Here is a 17,620-nt window from a genome sequence, read left to right as displayed (position 1 = left end):
GCGAGTCGTGATCCCGGCGGGCCCGAGCCGAGAATGCAGGCGTGTCCACTCCCATGCGCCCCTCCGCTCCCGCCGTCAGCGCCGGGCTCGATCCACGGGGCGAATGGTCCCTGCTGCTTCTGTCGGCCGCTTCCGGCGCGGCCGACGCGTTCGCCTTCATCTGCGTCGGCCAGGTCTTCGCCGGGGTGATGACCGGAAATCTGGTGCTGCTCGGCATCTCCGCCGCCGGTGCCGGAGAACACGGAGTGGCCCTGCGGGTGATCACCGCGCTGGTCTCCTACGGCATCGGCGTCACCTGCGGCACGTGGCTGAACGAGCGATTGCGGTGGCCGCTGCCGGTGATGCTGCTGATCGAGGTGGTCCTGCTGGCGGCGGGGGCCGTGCTGTGGGCGCTGGGCCCGGTCATTTCCGGCGGGGACCGGCTGGGGCTGCTGGTGCTCGTCGCAGTGGCCATGGGCATCCAGGGCCGTATCCGCGCGACGCCCACCAACTACTTCACCGGCACGCTCACGGCACTCGTCGGCCGGGCGGCTCTGCGGTCGTGGGAGCACCGGGACCGCTGGGTGGCCGGCAGGCTGATCGCGGTCGTGGTGGGCGCGGCCGTGACCGCGCTGGCCGTACGCCTGTGGCCGGGCGCGGCAGCAGTGCCGGCCGCGCTGTCGGCGGCGGGCGCGCTGCTCGTCGAGACGTTGCGCCGAAGGCCGCCCAGGGGCTGACCACGACGTAGCTCGGGCGCAGAGGAAAGCCCCGGCCGGATCGGGGGAATCCAGCCGGGGCGGCTTGCGAGTGGGCGCGGTGCGCGACATCCACATATAGGTGAACGATAAACCACCGCTTCCCGTTCCCGGAAATGCGCACCCCGCACTGTGATCCACAGCACGGAATGAGGCCTTCCGGCAGATCCGCGGTCAGCGCTCCTCACGGAAGAGCACATGCTGCCCCACCACGGGATCGAACTTGCGCAGCACCAGACGGTCGGGGTTGTTCCGACGACTCTTGCGCGTCACATAGCTCTGCCCGGTTCCGGCTGTCGACCGGAGCGTCACGACGGGGCGGGACTCACTGCGGGCCATGGGCGCCTCCAGACTCTTGCACCGACCCCACTCCCCCTGGTGGGAATGGGTTTCGTTTTCGTTCTGGTGATGTAACGCGGCCGACCCGAACCGCATTCCCGCGCGGCACCCGCGACGCCGCGCATATGCCCCCGATCGGGCCGGGCGCGTGACGCGAGAACGACGCGCGCGGGCGCACAACCGTCCGCACACGCCGGATGACTTGCGTCAACGTCCGTCGACAGCAAGGCTGTTCGACGGATCGGCGCCCCGTGCAGCCTGTGGCATATGCCAGAAGCAAGAACGCATCGAGTGTTGCCAAATCCCTTACGGGCCCCCGCAGGCTGTGCCACAGTCGTCTTCGGTCCACCTTTCAGACTTGGACGTGCCGCGCCAGTATCGGAGTACGAGATGCCGCCCCATCTGTCCGCGGACCGCCCCGCCCCACAGCCACCCGAGCGCGACGCCGTCGATGCGCTGATCAACCGGACGCTTCGGCTCCGTGGTGACGTGGATGCCGTGCGGCGGGACACGGTGCTGATCGATGAGGAAGACCCGCAGCTGCGCTGGCAACGGGCGCTCTGCGATCTCGCGGTCCATCATCTCGACGATCTCGGCACACACCTGGGACAGCTCCGGGAGGGCCTGCCGTCCCCGGCCTCCGGGCACCTCGCAGAGGCCTCGGCTCAGGAGGCAGCGCAGGACTCGGCGGAAGAAGGCGCACCGGAGCGTTACGACGATCCGCAACCGGGATCGCTCATCGGGCGCGTGGGCAGCGCGGAGTGGAATCTGCTCACCGACGAAGTCAGCTGGTCCGAGGAGCTGTTCCAGATCTTCGGCAGGTCCCCCGAAGCCGGGCCGCCTTCGCTGGACGAGCTCCCGTCCATGCTCCTTCCCGAGGACCAGCCCCTGCTCACCTCCCTGGTGACGGACTGTCTGGTGGACGGAAGGCCGATAGACGGTGAGTTCCGCATCCTGCGGACGGACGGCCGGATGCGCACACTCCACATGATGGGTGAGCCCGTCCTCGACTCGGACGGGTGCACCGCCTCCATGTGGGCCGTCCTGCGCGACGTCAGTGAGCTGCGGCGCAGCCAGCAGGCGCTACGCCGGACCCATGACTCACTGCGCCGCCGGGAGCACCGGGCACGGACCGAGCACCGTCTGGCGGTCGAGCTCCAGGAGGCCGTACTCCCCCCGTGGCGGGGATCGCTGCGGCTTCCCTCGCAGGGGCCCGGCGCGCTGGACATCGCGGCCCACTACCTTCCGTCGGAGACGACTTCGCTCATCGGCGGCGACTGGTACGACGCGCTGGAAATGCCGGACGGCAGGACCGTCCTCACGGTCGGTGATCTGACCGGCCACGGCATCCAGGCCACCTCGGCCATGGCGATACTGCTGGGCGCGCTGCGTGGAATGGCCGTGGCCGGCGTCGAGCCAGGTGCTCTGATGGGGCACCTCAATCAGTTACTGGAATCCTCCGTCCAATCCGCTCTCGGCAGTGCGGTGTGCTGCCGTGTCGATCCGGCCACCGGCACCCTCGCCTGGGCGCAGGCCGGGCACCCCGCACCGTTGCTGTTCCGCGACGGAGTGGGGCGGCCGCTGCCCGCGCCGGACGGGGTCCTGCTCGGCGCGGCCTCCGGGGTCGCGTACGAGCAGGACGAGGTGCGCCTGCTGCCCGGCGACGTGCTGGTACTGCACACCGACGGGCTGAACCGTCACAGCGACCGGGGTGCGGGCCCGGACGCGCTGCTTGCTCTGGCACCTCGGTTCGCGCAGGCCCGTTCGGCGCAGGAGTGCCTGCGGACCGTCATCACGGAGTTCGGCGAGACCGAACGCCTGGACGACGCCTGCGTACTGATCGCCCGCATCGGGGCGTAGCAGCACGGCGACACGCGTACAGAGCCACTCGGACACACGGAACACCGGACACGGCGCAATGACGCAGGAGGGCTGCCCCGCCTACGGGTGCAGTGTTCGGACGGTCTGTGTTCGGCGCCCCTTCATCGCGACGCCCGCGTCTCAGATCTGCGAGGACCGCCTGGGCTGCTTGATGATGGAGCTCTGCGGCAGGGAGAGCTCGATCTCCTCACGCAGATCCTGGATCTTCGCGTAGCCCGCGAACTGGCCCGTGAGCCGGTACATTTCGCGCAGCCGGTCCCAGGTGCGGTGCGAGGAGGTCTCCCCCATCGTCACCAGGGCGAGTCGCGCGTACCGGTCGGCCTGCTCGGGATCGTCGGCGATGAAGCATGCCGAGGCGAGCGAGATGTAGTCGAAGATCTTGGACCGCTGGCGTCCGTTGGCCCGCAGCTCCAGCGCCTGTTTGGCATGGCGCTGAGCCACGATCGCCACCGATGGATCGTGTTCGGCGAGCGTACGGAACGCCAGGGCCTGCATGCCGTGCAGATCCGCCTCGTCGAACATCTGCATCCAACTCGGCGGCGGCACATCGCTCTTGTCCGAGGTGAAGAGTTCTTCGGCCTTGCCGAGCGTGCGCCGCATCGCCTGCCCGCGGCCCATGGACGCCTGCGCCCACGCCTCGATGGTGTGCAACATCGCCTGGGTGCGCGGCAGCACCATGTCCCCGGAGCCGGACTTGGCGAGCTTCATCAGGTCCAGGGCGTCGTCGGGACGGCCGAGGTGGACCATCTGACGGGCCGCCCTGGAGAGCGCCTCGCCCGCGCGGGGACGGTCGCCGCCCTCGCGCGCCGCGTGCGCCGCGATGACGAAGTACTTCTGGGCGGTCGGTTCGAGGCCGATGTCGTGGGACATCCATCCCGCGAGTACCGCGAGGTTGGCCGCGACACCCCACAGCCGGCGCTGGAGATGGTCGGGGTGGCGGTAGGCGAGCATGCCGCCCACCTCGTTGAGCTGGCCCACCACGGCCTTGCGCTGGAGTCCGCCGCCCCGCGAGGCGTCCCAGGCGCGGAACACCTCGACGGAGCGTTCGAGCGCCTCGATCTCGTCCGATCCGATGGGCGCGGCCTCGTACCGGTCGAAACCGGCCGGGTCCGCGTACAACGGGTCGTCGATCCGTGGCGCGTCGGCCGCCAGTACGGGGTCGGAGTGCAGCCAGTCGTGCATGGGGCCGGTGATGGTCGATCCTGCGGCGAGCGCGGCGCCCGCGCTCACCAAGCCGCGTCGGTTGAGCATGAGGTCCATTCCCGTGAATTCGGTGAGGACCGCTGCCGTCCGCTCGGGCGCCCACGGCAGTCCGTCGGGATTGTCCTGCGTCCCGACCTCTCGCCGCTTCCCCACACGCCCGCGTCGGCCGAACCCGAGGTCCTCGATGGTCACGACACGACCGAGTCGCTCGGTGAACAGGGCAGCCAGCACCTTGGGCACGGGATCGCGGGGGGACTCCCCCATGTCGATCCAACGCCTCACCCGCGAGGTGTCGGTGGCCAGTTGCGGGTGGCCCATGGCCGCCGCCTGCCTGTTCACCATTCTCGCGAGTTCGCCCTTGGACCAGCCGGCAAGGCCGAACAGGTCGGACAGGCGGGTGTTGGGTTCTCCGGTCACGTCAAGCCCCCAGGTTCTCGGCTGTGTTGACAGTAACCCCCTGTCAGATGCCTTGCGACTATTCGCCAGGGTTCGCCAGGGTGCGCCACATGGTCTGCCACCCGCCCGCCGGTGTCAGGTAGGAAAGCGCCACCCCGCCCGGCAGCCCTAGGTACTCCCCAGGGTGCCGAACGGCCGCCGGCCGGGGCGGCGTACGCAACTTGTCGGCGCGCGAAGGGATCTGTCTCGCCCATGTACACAGCATCGTCCTCCGTGACCGCCCCGCCCCGGCCGCTTCGCCCCCTGGGGGCCGGCGGCGGACCGTACCTCGCTCCGCATGCCGCTCCGTCGGCGCCCGGCGCGGTCCGGCCGCGGCGGCCGGCGGGTCTGGTGGGCCCCCCGCTCAGCGGCCGGCTGGACCTGTCCGGCGCGCAGGGCGCGCAGCTGAGAATGGCGATCACCTCGGTGCACCGGATCTGCCCCGAGTTCAACCCGGTCCAGGTGCTGCGCCGCAGTGGCCGTTCGGTGCTGCTCGTCGGCTCCACCGGCCGTGCGACCGCGGTCGCCAAGTGTTTACTGGACCACTCGCCCGCGTGGTCGGAACGGTTCCGCCACGAAATAGCTGCATATCGTGCGTTCGTCCGGCACCGTCCGCCGGTGCGCGTGCCGCGACTCATCGCGGCCGATCCGGAGAACTGCACCCTGGTGATCGAACGGATGCCCGGCCGGGTGGCCGCGTTGACCAGACATCCGTCGGAGGCTCCGCCCCGGGCCGATATTCGGGCGGCGCTGGGCGCGATCAGCCGGGTCAACGCCTGGCGGCCGGCGCCGGGGCTCTTCGACGCCCCGCTCGACTACGCCTCGCGGATCGCCCGGTATCACGAGCTGGGGCTGTTCACCGACCGGGATCTGGGCGATCTCCAGAAGCTGCTGCACGGCCTGGCGCACGCGGGCGGCCGTCAGGGCATGGGGCAGTTCTGCCACGGTGACGCGCTGCTCTCCAACATCCTGCTGTCGCCCACGGGCCCGGTGCTGGTGGACTGGGAGCACGCGGGCTGGTATCTGCCCGGCTACGACCTGGCGACGCTCTGGACGGTGCTCGGTGACGCACCGGCGGCGCGGCGTCAGATCAGCCAGCTGGCGCAGGCCGCCGGGCCCGCGGCAAGAGATGCGTTCCTGGTGAACCTGATGCTGGTGCTGACCCGCGAGATCCGTACGTACGAGACGGCCGTGCAGCGGGCCATGCGCGACTCTGCGACCTCGGGCGCCGGGCAGGACCGCCCGGGTGCGCTGTCGTCGAGCGAGGAGCAGCGGCTGTTGCTGCGCCGGCTGCACGACGACTGCGCGATGGCCCGCAGGGCCGTGCGTGCCGCGGTCGGCACTCGCTGACCCTGCCAGGGGGGACGCGCGCTGCGGGGCCGGTGCCGACACACCGGGCCCGCAGCGCGCCGATGTGCTGTCAGGGACTCTTGAAGTCGACCGCGTCCACGTCGAAGGAATTGTCCTGCGGGGACGTGAAGACGAGGTACAGCTTGTGGGTTCCCTTCAGTTCCTGGACGGGCACGGGCGAAGTCGCCTGGTAGTTGTCCCAGCCGCCTGTATTGGGTACCGGGGTGGTGGCGAGCAGCGGGCCGTCGGCGGCGTCCGCGCGCAGTTCGATCGCGCCGACCCCGTTGGGTGAGGACAACCGGTAGCTGACCGTGCCGATGCCTTCGACGCTCATCGGGTCGAAGGCGACCCAGTCGCCGTCGGAGACGTCTCCGATCCGCTTGCCGTTCTCGGCTCCCTCCTGGGCGACGATCCGGGTGCCGGACTGCGCGTCGTAGTACTCCGCCTGCTTGTGCTTCGGCTGGAGCACGGCGCGGCCGTAGCCGACAAGGGCGGAGACGCCGTCGCCGCCCTTGTCGGTGTACTTGGCGTTGAGTACGTAGGTGAGGTCCGCGCCTTCGGGGTGGCCGCCCAGGTCACCGGTGTCCACGGTACCTTCGCAGCCGGGGATGTCGGTGGTGGGGTGCTCGTGGTCGTCGTGGCCCAGGGCCGGATTGACGGTGACCTTGGAGCAGTCGACCGGGCCGTCCTCGGGATCGGTGACCGTGACCTTGTACGGGATCTTGTCGCCGAACTCGATGAGTTTGCCGCTGACCGGGAAGTCGATGGTCACCTTCGGCGCCGTGTTGCCCGCCGTGACGGGGATGTTGGCGTAGCCGGACCTACCGGTGGAGTCGGTCACCTTCAGCTGGGCGGCGAAGTCGCCCTTGGCCGTGTAGGTGTGGCTGGGGTCCGCCTCGGTGGAGTCGTAGGTGCCGTCGCCGTCGAAGTCCCAGGCGTAGCTGAGCGTGTCGCCGTCCGGGTCCTCGCTGCCCCGGCTGGAGAAGTCGACCTTCAGCGGGAGGGGGCCGTCGGTGACGGAGGCGGCGGCCTTGGCGACCGGTGCGCGCTGCCCCTGCGCATAGTCGATGCGGTAGAGCCCGGAGTCGTTGTTGCCGCCGCCGAAGGAACTGCCCCATTCGAGGACGTAGAGCGAACCATCGGGTCCGAACGTCATGTCCATGGGCTTGTTGAACTTCTGGGTGGAGAGGAAGTCATTGATCTTCAGGACCTTCTGGTCCTTGTCGAAGCGGACTTCCTTGAGGAAGTCGCGTGACCACTCGTAGAAGAAGCTCGCACCCTCGAAGTAGGCGGGGAACTTCGTGGTGGACGGGTTCTTCCGGTCGTAGTGGTAGACGGGGCCGCTCATCGGGGCCGAGCCGCCGCTGCCGACCTCGGGGAATTCCTTCGACTCCCCGTAGCCGTACCAGATCTCCGGCTGCTGGATCGGCGGGAGTTCGGTCAGTCCGGTGTTGTTGGGCGAGGGGTTGACCGGGTTGGCGCAGTCGAACTTCGGGCCGATTTCCTTGGTGTCCGGGTTGTAGGGGGCGTATGCCTGGTTGTTGCCGTGGCAGAACGGCCAGCCGAAGTTGCCTGCCTTCTTGATGACGTTGTACTCGACGAGGCCCTCGGGTCCCCGGTCGGTGGTGGGCAGTCCGCGGTCGGGGCCGTAGTCGGAGGCGTGGACGTAGCCGGTCTTCGGGTCGACGGTGAAGCGGAAGGGATTACGGAAGCCCATGGCGTAGATCTCGGGGCGGGTCTTCGCCGTGCCGGGGGCGAAGAGGTTGCCCTTGGGAATGGTGTAGCCGCCTGAGTTCTTGGGCTTGATGCGAAGGATCTTGCCGCGCAGGTCGTCGGTGTTGCCGGCGGTGCGGGCGGCGTCCAGCATCTGCTTGCCCTCGCGCCAGTCGAGCGGGGCGTACCCCTGCCAGTTCGGGTCGAGGTTGGGCGGGGTGTCGTCGCCGACGCCGAGGTAGAGCGTGCGGTCGGGGCCGAACTCGACGGCCCCTCCGGTGTGTCCGGGCTCGGGGAAGGTGCGGTCGCGGTAGGCGGGGACGTCGAGAAGCTTCTTCTCGCTCGCGCGGTCGAGGGTGTTGCCCTCGACCGTGAAGCGGGAGAGCCGGTTGACGTCCTCGGTGGCGCCCGCGGGGGCGTAGTAGAGGTAGATCCAGTGGTTCTTCATGAAGTCCGGGTCGAGTTCCATGCCGACCAGGCCGTCCTCGCCGCCGGTGTAGACGTCGAGCTTCCCGGCGGTGGTGGTCGCGTGGGTCGCCGGGTCGTAGATGTTGACCTCGCCGCTGCGCTGGACGTAGAAGACCCGTCCGTCCTTGGCCACGTCGAGTTCCATCGGGTCGGCGGTGTTGTCGTCGAGTGCGACCTTCTCGTAGCCGCTCCAGACGGTGCCGCCGCAGTCGCCGGGCTTGTTGCCCGCGGCCCACCTGACGCCGCCCATGACATGGGTACGGAAGGCGGCTTCGCTGTACGAGGCGGTGTCGTGGCCCATGGCGGTCGCCCAGACCCTGCCGCCCTCGGTGTTGCGGCACCAGGAGATCGGGTGGTCGGCGCCCATGGCGGAGCCGCCGGGGTTGTACGTGGTTTCGTCGGCGGTGACCAGGACGTGGACGTCACCGCGGGGGTTCCGGTCGAAGTTGTACCACTCCTCGGGGCGCTCCCAGCGTTCGGGGAGTCCCGCGGTGGAGGGGTGGACGCGGTCGGCGACCTTGGCGGTGCCCTGGAGGACGCCGGGTGAGTGGGCGGGCATGTGGACGCCGCCGTTGATGGCCTCGTCCCACCAGGGGAAGGTCTCCTCGATGCCCATGTCGAGGGTGTTGTGGATGGCGACGACGCCGCCACCGCCGCGCACGTAGGCCTGCATCGCTTCGCGCTGGGCGTCGGTGTCCCAGACCATGCCGGAGTTCTGCAGCATGACGACGACGTCGAAGTCCTTGAGCTTCGTGGTGTCGAAGACCGCGGGGTCGGCGGTCTCGACGACCTCGAATCCGCCGGCGGCCGCTTCCTCCTTGAACATCTGGATGCCGGCCGGGATGGAGGCGTGCACGTAGCCGACGGCGCGGGTGAAGAGCAGGGCTCTGAAGGCGGGGGCCTTGCCGGTGGTGGCTGCGGTCGCGGGCAGTGCGGTGAGCGCGAGGAGCAGTGCGCCCACCAGCGCGATGAACGTTCGTTGCATGTCACGTACATGACAGTGCAATCGGTGACGGCTCACGAGCGGGTCCTCTCTGCGGGTTGCGGACGAGCGGGGTCAGGGGGTGGTGCCGGGACAGCCCTCAGAGCGCGGCGCAGAAAGGCCAGGCCGTCGGTCGCGATGCTGTCCTGGGTACCGGCGAGCGGCCGCCAGACCGAGGCGGCGACCGCGATGGCGTCGTTGTGCGCGGTGAACGACTCGATGCAGAGCGGGCCCCAGTAGCCGCTCGTGGTGAGCGCGGCGAGGAAGCCGGGCCAGTCGAGACAGTCGGCGCCGGGCGTGCCCCGGTCGTTGGCGCACACCTGGACATGGACGATACGGCCGGCCGCGCGGCGCACGGCGTCGGACAGCGAGCGTTCCTCGATGTTCTGGTGGTAGACGTCGAGCGCGAGGCCGATGGTGGCCTCGGGGAGCCCGGTCAGCGCTTCGAGGGTCTGGTCGACGGTGTTCAGCAGGCTCGTCTCGTACCGGTTGAGGGGCTCCACGGCGAGGCGCACCCCCGCCGCGCGGGCGTGTTCGACGACCGGGGCGAGGTTCTCGCGCAACTCCTCGTACGCCGCGGCGCGTTCGTTGCGGTCCATCCGCCAGGTCCGGCCCACCGCCGCGTACATGGGTCCGGCGACGGCGGGGGCGTCGAGGGCGCGGGCGGCGTCGACGCACCGGTACAGGTAGTCCTGGGTGACCCGGACGGTCTGCGGATCGGTGCGGACCAGGTCGCGGCCGGGCGGCATGACGGCGATCACCGCGGCGGGGGCGAGGCCGGAGGCGTCGAGGAGCTTGGCGACGGATGCGGGCGCCCAGTCCCGTTCGTTCTCCAGCGGGATCTCGACGCAGTCGAAGCCCCACCCGGACAGCCGCGGCAGGACGTCACCGAGCGTTTCGTACGTCACCGGCGAGTGCCAGATCCACGGATTGGCACCGAGCGGGAAGGCGGCGGTCACTTCTTTCCTCCCCACTTCTCCGGGAACCCGGGCAGGTTCTCGCAGCCGCACATCGCGTAGTGCAGGGGCGGCATGCCGGGCTTGTAGTACTGGTCGAGGGTGTCCTGCGTGACGGTGGGCTGCGGAAGCTTCCACTCCTTCGGGACCCGCTCCCCCCTGAGGATCTTCAGCGCGGCGATGACCGGGGTGCGCCACTGGAAGGTGGGGTACGAGGGGGCGATGGCGGTGAGTTTCTTCTCCTTCCAGACCTGGAGGAAGTCCTGCTGGTCCTCGCCGGTGATGGGCGGTACGTCCTTTCCGGCGTCCTCGAATGCCTCGACGGCGGCGACGGAGGTCGCCCCGGAGTCCATCCAGACGCCGTCGATGTCGCCGTTGCGGGTGAGGGCGTCGGTGACGATCGCCTTGGTCTTCGCCGGGTCGCCGTCGGTGAACTTCACGTCCACGACGTCGAGTCCGCTCTTGTCGAACGCGAGCTTCGCCGCCGACCAGCGGGTCTCCAGCACATCGACTCCCGGGGAGATCCGCAGGGCGAGGATCTTCCCCTTGGGCTTCACCTTCCCGACGAGGAAGTCGGCGGCGACCGCCCCGTATCCGTAACCGCCGATCGGGTTGATGAAGGTGACGGCGCAGTCGGTCTCGACACCCCGGTCGAAGACGATGACGGGCACCTTTCCGCAGGCCTGCTCGACGGCGGGGGTGAGGGTGGCCGTGGTGTTCGGGGAGACGATCAGGGCGTCGCAGTCCTGGCCGGCGAGTTCCTGGATGTCGGAGATCTGCTTGTCGTCCTTGCCCTGTGCGTCGAGCACGGTGAAGCCGGTGATCTCCTTGTGGAGTGCGGCCTCGGCCCGCATGTTCTTCAGGCCGACCTGGCGCCAGGGGTTGAAGACTCCGGCGTTGGAGAAGCAGAGACGGATTCCCCCGGATCCCTTCTTCCGGTACTGGGTGGTGTCGACGAGCTTCGGGCCGAGCATCTGCTCCCACGGTTTTCCGGCGGGCCCCTGCGGGGTCACCTCGGCGAGGCCGAGCTGGCGCTCGTACTCGGCCCGGTCGAAGAACTTCGACTGCTCGCCGGTACCCGGGTCGCCCGTGCTGCCGCTCGCTCGGGCTGCGGGCGCGTCGGGCGGTGCGTCGCTCGTGCAGCCGGCCAGCAGGGCCGCGCCCAGCATGACGGCGACCGGCGCGAGGACATGTCCGAACTTTCGCGTGCTCATGAGGTTTTCGCTCCCGGGGGTTCGGTGCCGCGGCGGCGCAGCCGGGACCAGTCGGCTGCGCCGAGGGCGACGGCGGCGATGACGATGACGCCTTGCACGGTCGATTCCAGGGCTCCGGAGACGCCCTGGAGGTTGAGCAGGGTGAACAGTGCCTGGAGCGAGAACGCCCCGGCCATCGCCGCGACGACGGAGCCCCGGCCACCGCCGAGCACCACGCCGCCCAGCACGACGGCCGTGATCGCCTCGAACTCGTAGCCCCGGCCGGCCTGCGCCGAGACTCCAGAGAAGCCGCCGACGAGTACGGCCGCGAGCGCCGCCGCGACGCCGGAGAGCACGAAGGCGATGGTCCGGGCGCGCGCGACCCGGACTCCGGCCAGCGCCGCGGCTCGTTCGCTGTCGCCGGTGGCGAGGAGCGTACGGCCGAAGTCGGAACGCATCAGGCGCACGGCCAGGAGTCCCGCGACGACGCAGGTGAGCACGGCCCACGGCAGCCAGCCGAACGCGGTGCCTCGCCCCAGCCTGCGGAATTCCCCGGGCAGCGCGCCGTGCGGGGAGCCTCCGGTCCAGAAGAAGACGGCACCTTCGAGGATCAGCATCATGCCGAGCGTGGTGATGAACGAGGGCACGCGCAGCAGGGTGGTGATCAGTCCGCTGACGAGACCGGCGAGGGCCCCGGCGAGCAGCAGCACCGCGGTGACGAGCGGCCAGGGCGCGGCCGGGAACGAACCGTACAGTTCGGCGGCGACGACCACCCCGGCGGTGACGATCGCTCCGACGGAGAGGTCGAACTCGCCGCAGACGATGACCAGGTACTGGCCGGCGGCGAGGATCACCAGGGGTGCGGCGCGCTTGACGAAGGAGAGGAAGCGGTCGGGTTCGTAGAAGCCCGGGTCGGTGAGGGCGAGCGCGGCGAGGAGCACCGCGAGCAGGAGGTAGACGGGTGTGCCGGTGGTGAGGGCACGCAGGACACGGCGGCCGGCGGCCGCCTGGGCGACGGTGGTCATGCGGTCCTCTCCTGTGGGGTGCGGCGGCCCCGCGCGTAGAGGGCGACGGCCGCGATGATGACGACGCCGCGGACGACGTTCTTGAAGAACGGGTCCACGGACAGCTGGTTGAAGACGCTGTCGAGCACGGCGAGGACGAGGACTCCGCCGAGGGTGCCCGCCGCTCCCCCGCGCCCTCCGGCGAGCGCGGTGCCGCCGAGGACGACGGCGGCGATGGACTCCAGGTCGTAGCGGGCCTCCGTGCCCGCCCAGGGAGCCCCGGCGCCGAGCCGGGCGGCGAGGAAGAGGGCCGCCGCGCCGACACAGAGCGAGCACAGGAGGTGTGCGGCGATGACGGTGCGCCGGGTGCGGACGCCGGAGAGCCGGGCGGCGTGCTCGTCACCGCCGGTCGCATACATGTGGTGGCCGAGTCGGGTGCGGCGGGTGATCAGCCAGAGGGCGACGGCGACCGCGAGGAGGAGGAAGAGGGAGACGGGAACCGGTCCGATCCGGTCGTAGCCGAGGTGCTGGAAGGAGGCGGGGACCTTGCCCGCGGGGCCGGTGTAGTTGTCCTCGATCCAGCCGCGCAGGATGAAGGCCGTGCCGAGGGTGGCGATGAACGCGTTGACCTTGAGGCCGGTGACGATCAGCCCGTTGGCCAGGCCGACGGCGGCGCAGAGCGCGAGGACGGCGATGACGGCGACGAGCACGCCGGCGCTCTTCATCGTCTCCGCGGCGACGAGGGTGCCCAGGCTGATGAGGTAGGCGACGGAGAGGTCGAGCGATCCGGTGAGGATGACGACGGACTGGCCGACGGCCACGAGCCCGAGGGCGACACAGTTCTGGAGGATCGTGACGACGTTGGTCACGGTCAGGAAGTCCCCGCCGCGGGCCGCGACGGCGATCCAGCCGAGCACGGTGACGGCGAGGGCGGCGAGCCAGACCCCGGCCACGGGGCCGCTGGGGCGCGGCCGGGCCGTCCGTGGCGGGTTGGCACGGGGCCGGGTGCTCAAGTCGGGCCGTAGCGCGGTCATGCTGCTCCCTCCCGTGCGCGGTCGCCGCCGGTGGCGACGCGCATGACGGCCTCTTCCGGGGCACCGGCGGGCAGTTCACCGGCCAGGCGGCCTTCGGCCATGACGAGGATGCGGTCGCTCATGCCGATCAGTTCGGGCAGTTCGGAGGAGATGATCAGTACGGCGAGGCCCTCGCGTGCCAGTTCCCTCACGAGGGTGTGGATGGCCGCCTTGGCGCCGACGTCGACGCCGCGGGTCGGCTCGTCGAAGAGGAGCACCCGGGGGCGGGCGGCGAGCCATTTGGCGATGACGACCTTCTGCTGATTGCCGCCGGACAGGTACTGGACCTGCTGGTCGTCGCCGTGGGCGTGGAGGCGTACGCGTTCCAGCAGCGCGGTCACCTCGCGGCGCGCGGCCGGTCCGCCGCGCGCGGGGACGGCGCGGGTCACGAGCAGCGCGTTGTCGGCCACCGACTGGTGCAGCGCGAGGCCCTCCCCCTTGCGGTCCTCGGTGACCAGGGCGATTCCGGCCCGGACGGCTTCCCGGGGGCGTGCCGGGCGCAGCGGCTCCCCGCCGACGGTCATGGTGCCCGTGGTGAAGGGGTCGACGCCGAAGAGGGCGCGGGCGAGGGAGGTGCGGCCGGAGCCCTGGAGACCGGCGACGCCGACGACCTCGCCGGCCCGCAGGGTCAGATCGATGCCGGAGATCCGGGCGTTGCCGCCGCCGCTCACCGTGAGCCGCGCCTCGCCGGGCTCTCCCGGGCGGGCCCTGGGCGGGTAGTAGGCGCCGAGTTCCCGTCCGACCATGGCGCGCACCACCGTGTCGGCGTCGGTGTCGCGGGTGTCGAGGGTGGTGACGCGGCGGCCGTCCTTGAGGACGGTGATGCGCCGCGAGAGGTCGAAGACCTCGCGGAGCCGGTGCGAGACGTAGAGGATGCCGAGTCCGCGGGCGGTCAGGCGGCGGACCAGTGCGCAGAGCCGCTCGACCTCGTGGTCGGCGAGTGCGGCGGTGGGTTCGTCCATCACCAGGATGCGGACGTCGGATGCGAGGGCCTTGACGATCTCCACGGTCTGCCGGCGTGCGACGGACAGCTCGTGGACGGGGGTCCGGGGGGTGATGCCGGTCTCGTCGAGCTCGGCGAGGAGTTCGGCGGTGCGCCGCTCCATGGTGCGTCGGTCGACGAGTCCGTACCGGGTCGGTTCGCGGCCGAGGAAGACGTTCTCGGCGACCGTGCGGTGCGCCAGGAGCGCGAACTCCTGGTGGATGATGCCGATCCCGGCGGCCTGGGCCTGGGCCGGGTGGCTGAAGGAGTGAGCGGTGCCGTCGATGGTGAGGGTTCCCGCGTCGGGTAAGTGCTCGCCCGCGAGGATCTTCATCAGAGTCGACTTTCCCGCACCGTTCTCCCCCACCAGGGCATGCACTTCTCCGGCTTCGAGGTCGAGCCCCACCCCTTCGAGCACACGCACCCCGAGAAAACTCTTGGACACACCCTGCATCGTCAGCATCGAACTGCTCCTCGCTCAGTGGTCTGCAGAGCAGAGTCGTGACAGACATTGGGAGTGTCAAGGTCTGAAGCACCTTTGTTTTACGGCGACTTGGCCCTCACTTATGCCGATGACCGAACACTGGATGCCTTGTGAGCAGCGAAAGTCGTCCCTAGGGTGACTGCCATGTCTTCGCCGTCGGATCGCAATTCCGCTGCCGCATCGCACTCGCCGGGCGAGGTGCTCGCACTGATCGGTTCCGGGGCGGTGGCGACCCGTGCCGATATTGCCCGGGTCACCGGAATGGCCCGTTCGACGGTCTCCCAGCGGGTGGACGCGTTGATCGCGCACGGTCTCGTGGACGAGGACGCCGACGGCGGTTCCACCGGCGGCCGGCCGCCCCGGCGGCTGGCGCTGCGCACCCGTGAGCACGCGGTGGCCGGGGTGGATCTGGGGGCCTCGCACTGCCGGGTGGCGCTGATGGACATCGGTGGGACCACGCTCGCCACGCACGAGGAGCCGCTGTCGATCGGGGACGGCCCGGATTCCGTGCTGCGGCACGTGGAACGCACCGTGCGCGCCCTGCTGGAGGAGACGCACCGGGAGCCGAGGACGCTGCGGTCCATCGGCGTCGGGGTGCCGGGTCCGGTGGAGTTCTCCACCGGCCGTCCCGTCGATCCGCCGATCATGCCGGGCTGGCACCAGTACCCGATCCCGGAGTTCTTCGCCTCCCGGTTCGGGGTGCGGGCGCTCGTCGACAACGATGTGAACGTGATGGCGCTGGGCGAACAGCGACGCGCGTTCCCGGACTGCCGCTATCTGCTGTACATCAAGGTCGGTACGGGGATCGGCTGCGGAATCGTCGCCGACGGCAGGCTGCACCGGGGGGCGCAGGGGTGCGCGGGCGACATCGGCCATATCCGGGTCGGGGATCTCGACGATCCGTGCCGGTGCGGCAATTCGGGCTGCCTGGAGGCGGTCGCGGGCGGTGCGTCACTGGCGGCGAAGCTGGTCGGCCTGGGGCTGGACGCGGCATCGGGCAGCGATGTCGTGCGGCTGGTGCAGTCCGGCAACCGGGACGCCGTACGCATGGTGCGGGAGGCCGGGCGGGCGGTCGGCGAGGTCCTCGCCGGTCTGGTGAACTTCTTCAATCCGGACACGGTGGTGATGGGCGGCGCGCTGGCCGCCGTTCACGACCAGTTGCTCGCCGGGGTGCGGGAGGCGGTGTACCGGCGCTCGCATCCGCTGGCCACCCAGTTGCTGCGGATCGAGCCGAGCCGCACGGGTGAGAACGCGGCGGCGGTGGGGGCGGGGATTCTCGCCATCGAGCACGCCCTGTCTCCCGCGCAGGTGAACCGGCTGGTCGCGGGCTGAGCCCGAAACCCCTCCGCGCAGGGATGATGCGCGCGGAGGGGCACCGGTCACGCCGGCACTTCGTTGTGCGGTTACGACGGCTTAGCGGCACTCCGTCGCCGCTGCGACGGCTTCGGCGCGGTCTCAGCGCGTGCGCACGATGTCCACGTCGGACGCCTTCACGAAGGCGATCCGGTGGCCGATCTGCACCGTCACGTACTTCTCCTTGCCACCGAAGTACGCGTGGTCGAGCGGGTACGAGGAGTCGATCGTCGGCGCGTAGAAGAAGCCCGTCGGCGCCTCGCCCCCGCCGGGGTAGGACTGGCCGGCCTTGATCGTGTACTGGAGCGGCGAACCCACCCGCTTGTCCGCGAAGTCCGCGGGGTACTCGGAGGCCTCCGGGTACGCGACCCCGTACACCGGTACGTCCGTGCGGCCCGCCTTGGGCCTGACGACATAGCCGGAGGTGGGCGTGGTGTTCCGGCTGCGGGCCGGGGTCTCGAACCACGCCTTCTGGCCGTACCACCAGATCGCCGTCCAGCCGGGGGCGTGGTCCGCGACGACGGCCTGCTGGGTGGCGCTGATCTTGCTGCCCCAGTCGGCGACGCAGTTCGTGCCGGGCGAGCCGTCGGTGTGCAGGCCGGGGTCGGAGAAGAGGGGCGCGTCGGTGGACGGTGCGGTGTGCAGCGGGACGGCGCTGGAACCCTGGACCGGCAGGTCGACGCCCTTCTCGCAGTCGCGGAACGCCTGCTGGTTCCTCTTGAAGTCCGGGCTGACGGTGATCAGTTCGCTTCGCTTGGGGGCGCTCGGCACGGTGGGCTTGCCGAGCAGCGCCATGAAGCGGTTCCAGTCCCAGTACGTGCCCGGGTCCCAGTGCATGTTCTTGGTGCCGGCCGCGCTGGTGGGCGGCACTCCGTCATGACCGATGATGTGCTGGCGGTCGAGTGGTATGTCGTACTTGGCCGCGAGGTAGCGCACCAGCTCGGCGGTCGAGCGGTACATCTCGGGGGTGTACCACTTGGCGCCCTCGACGGCGACGCCCTCCTGCTCGATGCCGATGGAGTGGCTGTTGACGTACCAGTTGCCCGCCTGCCAGGCGATGTCCTTGCCCTTGACCATCTGGGTGACATGGCCGTCGGCCGAGCGCACCACGTAGTGGGCGGACGTCTGCTTCAGCGGGTTCTGGAAGATCTTCAGGGTGGTGTCGAAGTCTTCCTCGGTGTCGTGCAGAACGATGAATCTGACCTTGTTGGTGTGCGGTCGGTCCGCGGTGTCGTAATTCCCGTACGTCTCCTTGTCGGCCGGGTCACCCGTCTGCTGGTAGGCCGCCGGTACCCAGTCGCATCCGAGGCTGCGGGGGCATTCCGGCCGCACTCCGGCCGCACCGGCCTGCGCCGTGGGGCTGAGCAGCGCCATGCTCAGTGCGCCGACACCTGTCAACGCGAGTGCGAGTCCGGTCCTCTGCTTGGACGTCATGACAACCCTTCTTGGAGCCGTGCGTGATGGAGCCGT

General features: G+C 70.1%; 13 protein-coding genes. 4 read left to right on the top strand and 9 right to left on the bottom strand.

Annotation, left to right across the window (positions count from 1 at the left end):
* Window positions 1-41: 41 nt before the first annotated feature.
* Window positions 42-716 carry a YoaK family protein gene (locus OG611_RS25080; protein ID WP_266424181.1) on the top strand — a complete coding sequence of 225 codons (675 nt, stop codon included), beginning with the start codon at window positions 42-44 and terminating at the stop codon, window positions 714-716.
* Window positions 717-908: 192 nt separating this feature from the next.
* Here OG611_RS25080 and rpmG read toward each other — a convergent pair whose 3' ends face one another.
* Entirely contained in the window at window positions 909-1,073 is a 165-nt protein-coding gene (gene rpmG / locus OG611_RS25075; RefSeq protein ID WP_266424178.1) for a 50S ribosomal protein L33, read from the bottom strand.
* Window positions 1,074-1,463: 390 nt separating this feature from the next.
* Between rpmG and OG611_RS25070 the strand changes: the two genes are divergently transcribed.
* On the top strand, window positions 1,464-2,933 hold the full coding sequence (locus tag OG611_RS25070) for a PP2C family protein-serine/threonine phosphatase (protein ID WP_266424176.1): 1,470 nt from the start codon (window positions 1,464-1,466) through the stop codon (window positions 2,931-2,933).
* A 141-nt stretch (window positions 2,934-3,074) separates the two neighbouring features.
* Here the strand turns inward: OG611_RS25070 and OG611_RS25065 are convergent, their stop codons facing one another.
* Window positions 3,075-4,574 carry a hypothetical protein gene (locus OG611_RS25065; RefSeq protein ID WP_266424174.1) on the bottom strand — a complete coding sequence of 500 codons (1,500 nt, stop codon included), beginning with the start codon at window positions 4,572-4,574 and terminating at the stop codon, window positions 3,075-3,077.
* Window positions 4,575-4,805: 231 nt separating this feature from the next.
* On the opposite strand from OG611_RS25065, the gene OG611_RS25060 reads away from it, so the two are divergent.
* A complete protein-coding gene (locus OG611_RS25060; protein WP_266424171.1) occupies window positions 4,806-5,942 on the top strand; it encodes an aminoglycoside phosphotransferase family protein in 1,137 nt (378 codons plus the stop codon).
* A gap of 70 nt (window positions 5,943-6,012) precedes the next feature.
* Here the strand turns inward: OG611_RS25060 and OG611_RS25055 are convergent, their stop codons facing one another.
* Genes OG611_RS25055 through OG611_RS25030 form a run of 6 tightly spaced genes read right to left on the bottom strand, consistent with a single transcriptional unit; the run spans window position 6,013 to window position 14,776 of the window.
* Window positions 6,013-9,108 carry a ThuA domain-containing protein gene (locus OG611_RS25055; protein ID WP_266424168.1) on the bottom strand — a complete coding sequence of 1,032 codons (3,096 nt, stop codon included), beginning with the start codon at window positions 9,106-9,108 and terminating at the stop codon, window positions 6,013-6,015.
* 32 nt (window positions 9,109-9,140) lie between these two features.
* Window positions 9,141-10,064, bottom strand: coding sequence for a sugar phosphate isomerase/epimerase (locus tag OG611_RS25050; RefSeq protein ID WP_266424166.1), 924 nt, complete (start codon window positions 10,062-10,064; stop codon window positions 9,141-9,143).
* Entirely contained in the window at window positions 10,061-11,275 is a 1,215-nt protein-coding gene (locus OG611_RS25045; protein ID WP_266424163.1) for an ABC transporter substrate-binding protein, read from the bottom strand. Before OG611_RS25045 ends, OG611_RS25050 begins: the two co-directional genes overlap by 4 nt.
* Entirely contained in the window at window positions 11,272-12,279 is a 1,008-nt protein-coding gene (locus tag OG611_RS25040) for an ABC transporter permease (protein ID WP_266424160.1), read from the bottom strand. The genes OG611_RS25045 and OG611_RS25040 overlap by 4 nt, the downstream gene beginning before the upstream one ends.
* A complete protein-coding gene (locus tag OG611_RS25035) occupies window positions 12,276-13,292 on the bottom strand; it encodes an ABC transporter permease (protein WP_266424157.1) in 1,017 nt (338 codons plus the stop codon). Before OG611_RS25035 ends, OG611_RS25040 begins: the two co-directional genes overlap by 4 nt.
* A complete protein-coding gene (locus tag OG611_RS25030) occupies window positions 13,289-14,776 on the bottom strand; it encodes a sugar ABC transporter ATP-binding protein (protein WP_266424155.1) in 1,488 nt (495 codons plus the stop codon). Before OG611_RS25030 ends, OG611_RS25035 begins: the two co-directional genes overlap by 4 nt.
* Before the next feature lie 165 nt (window positions 14,777-14,941).
* Here OG611_RS25030 and OG611_RS25025 point away from each other — a divergent pair, with 165 nt between their 5' ends.
* Window positions 14,942-16,129: an ROK family transcriptional regulator gene (locus OG611_RS25025; RefSeq protein WP_266424153.1), complete on the top strand. Its 1,188-nt coding sequence runs from the start codon at window positions 14,942-14,944 to the stop codon at window positions 16,127-16,129.
* A gap of 123 nt (window positions 16,130-16,252) precedes the next feature.
* Here OG611_RS25025 and OG611_RS25020 read toward each other — a convergent pair whose 3' ends face one another.
* Window positions 16,253-17,584: an N-acetylmuramoyl-L-alanine amidase gene (locus OG611_RS25020; RefSeq protein WP_266424151.1), complete on the bottom strand. Its 1,332-nt coding sequence runs from the start codon at window positions 17,582-17,584 to the stop codon at window positions 16,253-16,255.
* Window positions 17,585-17,620 lie beyond the last annotated feature (36 nt).

Origin of the sequence: Streptomyces sp. NBC_01363, assembly GCF_026340595.1 — a bacterium.
In the GTDB taxonomy this organism is placed as follows: Bacteria; Actinomycetota; Actinomycetes; order Streptomycetales; family Streptomycetaceae; genus Streptomyces.
Note: the sequence above shows the minus strand (reverse complement) of the source record. Positions and strands in the feature narration are given on the sequence as shown.

Coding starts and splice junctions, on each gene's coding strand:
- rpmG (WP_266424178.1), bottom strand. CDS start 1,073: ATGGCCCGCAGTGAGTCCCGCCCCGTCGTGACGCTCCGGTCGACAGCC.
- OG611_RS25070 (WP_266424176.1), top strand. CDS start 1,464: ATGCCGCCCCATCTGTCCGCGGACCGCCCCGCCCCACAGCCACCCGAG.
- OG611_RS25060 (WP_266424171.1), top strand. CDS start 4,806: ATGTACACAGCATCGTCCTCCGTGACCGCCCCGCCCCGGCCGCTTCGC.
- OG611_RS25055 (WP_266424168.1), bottom strand. CDS start 9,108: ATGCAACGAACGTTCATCGCGCTGGTGGGCGCACTGCTCCTCGCGCTC.
- OG611_RS25045 (WP_266424163.1), bottom strand. CDS start 11,275: ATGAGCACGCGAAAGTTCGGACATGTCCTCGCGCCGGTCGCCGTCATG.
- OG611_RS25040 (WP_266424160.1), bottom strand. CDS start 12,279: ATGACCACCGTCGCCCAGGCGGCCGCCGGCCGCCGTGTCCTGCGTGCC.
- OG611_RS25035 (WP_266424157.1), bottom strand. CDS start 13,292: ATGACCGCGCTACGGCCCGACTTGAGCACCCGGCCCCGTGCCAACCCG.
- OG611_RS25030 (WP_266424155.1), bottom strand. CDS start 14,776: ATGCTGACGATGCAGGGTGTGTCCAAGAGTTTTCTCGGGGTGCGTGTG.
- OG611_RS25025 (WP_266424153.1), top strand. CDS start 14,942: ATGTCTTCGCCGTCGGATCGCAATTCCGCTGCCGCATCGCACTCGCCG.
- OG611_RS25020 (WP_266424151.1), bottom strand. CDS start 17,584: ATGACGTCCAAGCAGAGGACCGGACTCGCACTCGCGTTGACAGGTGTC.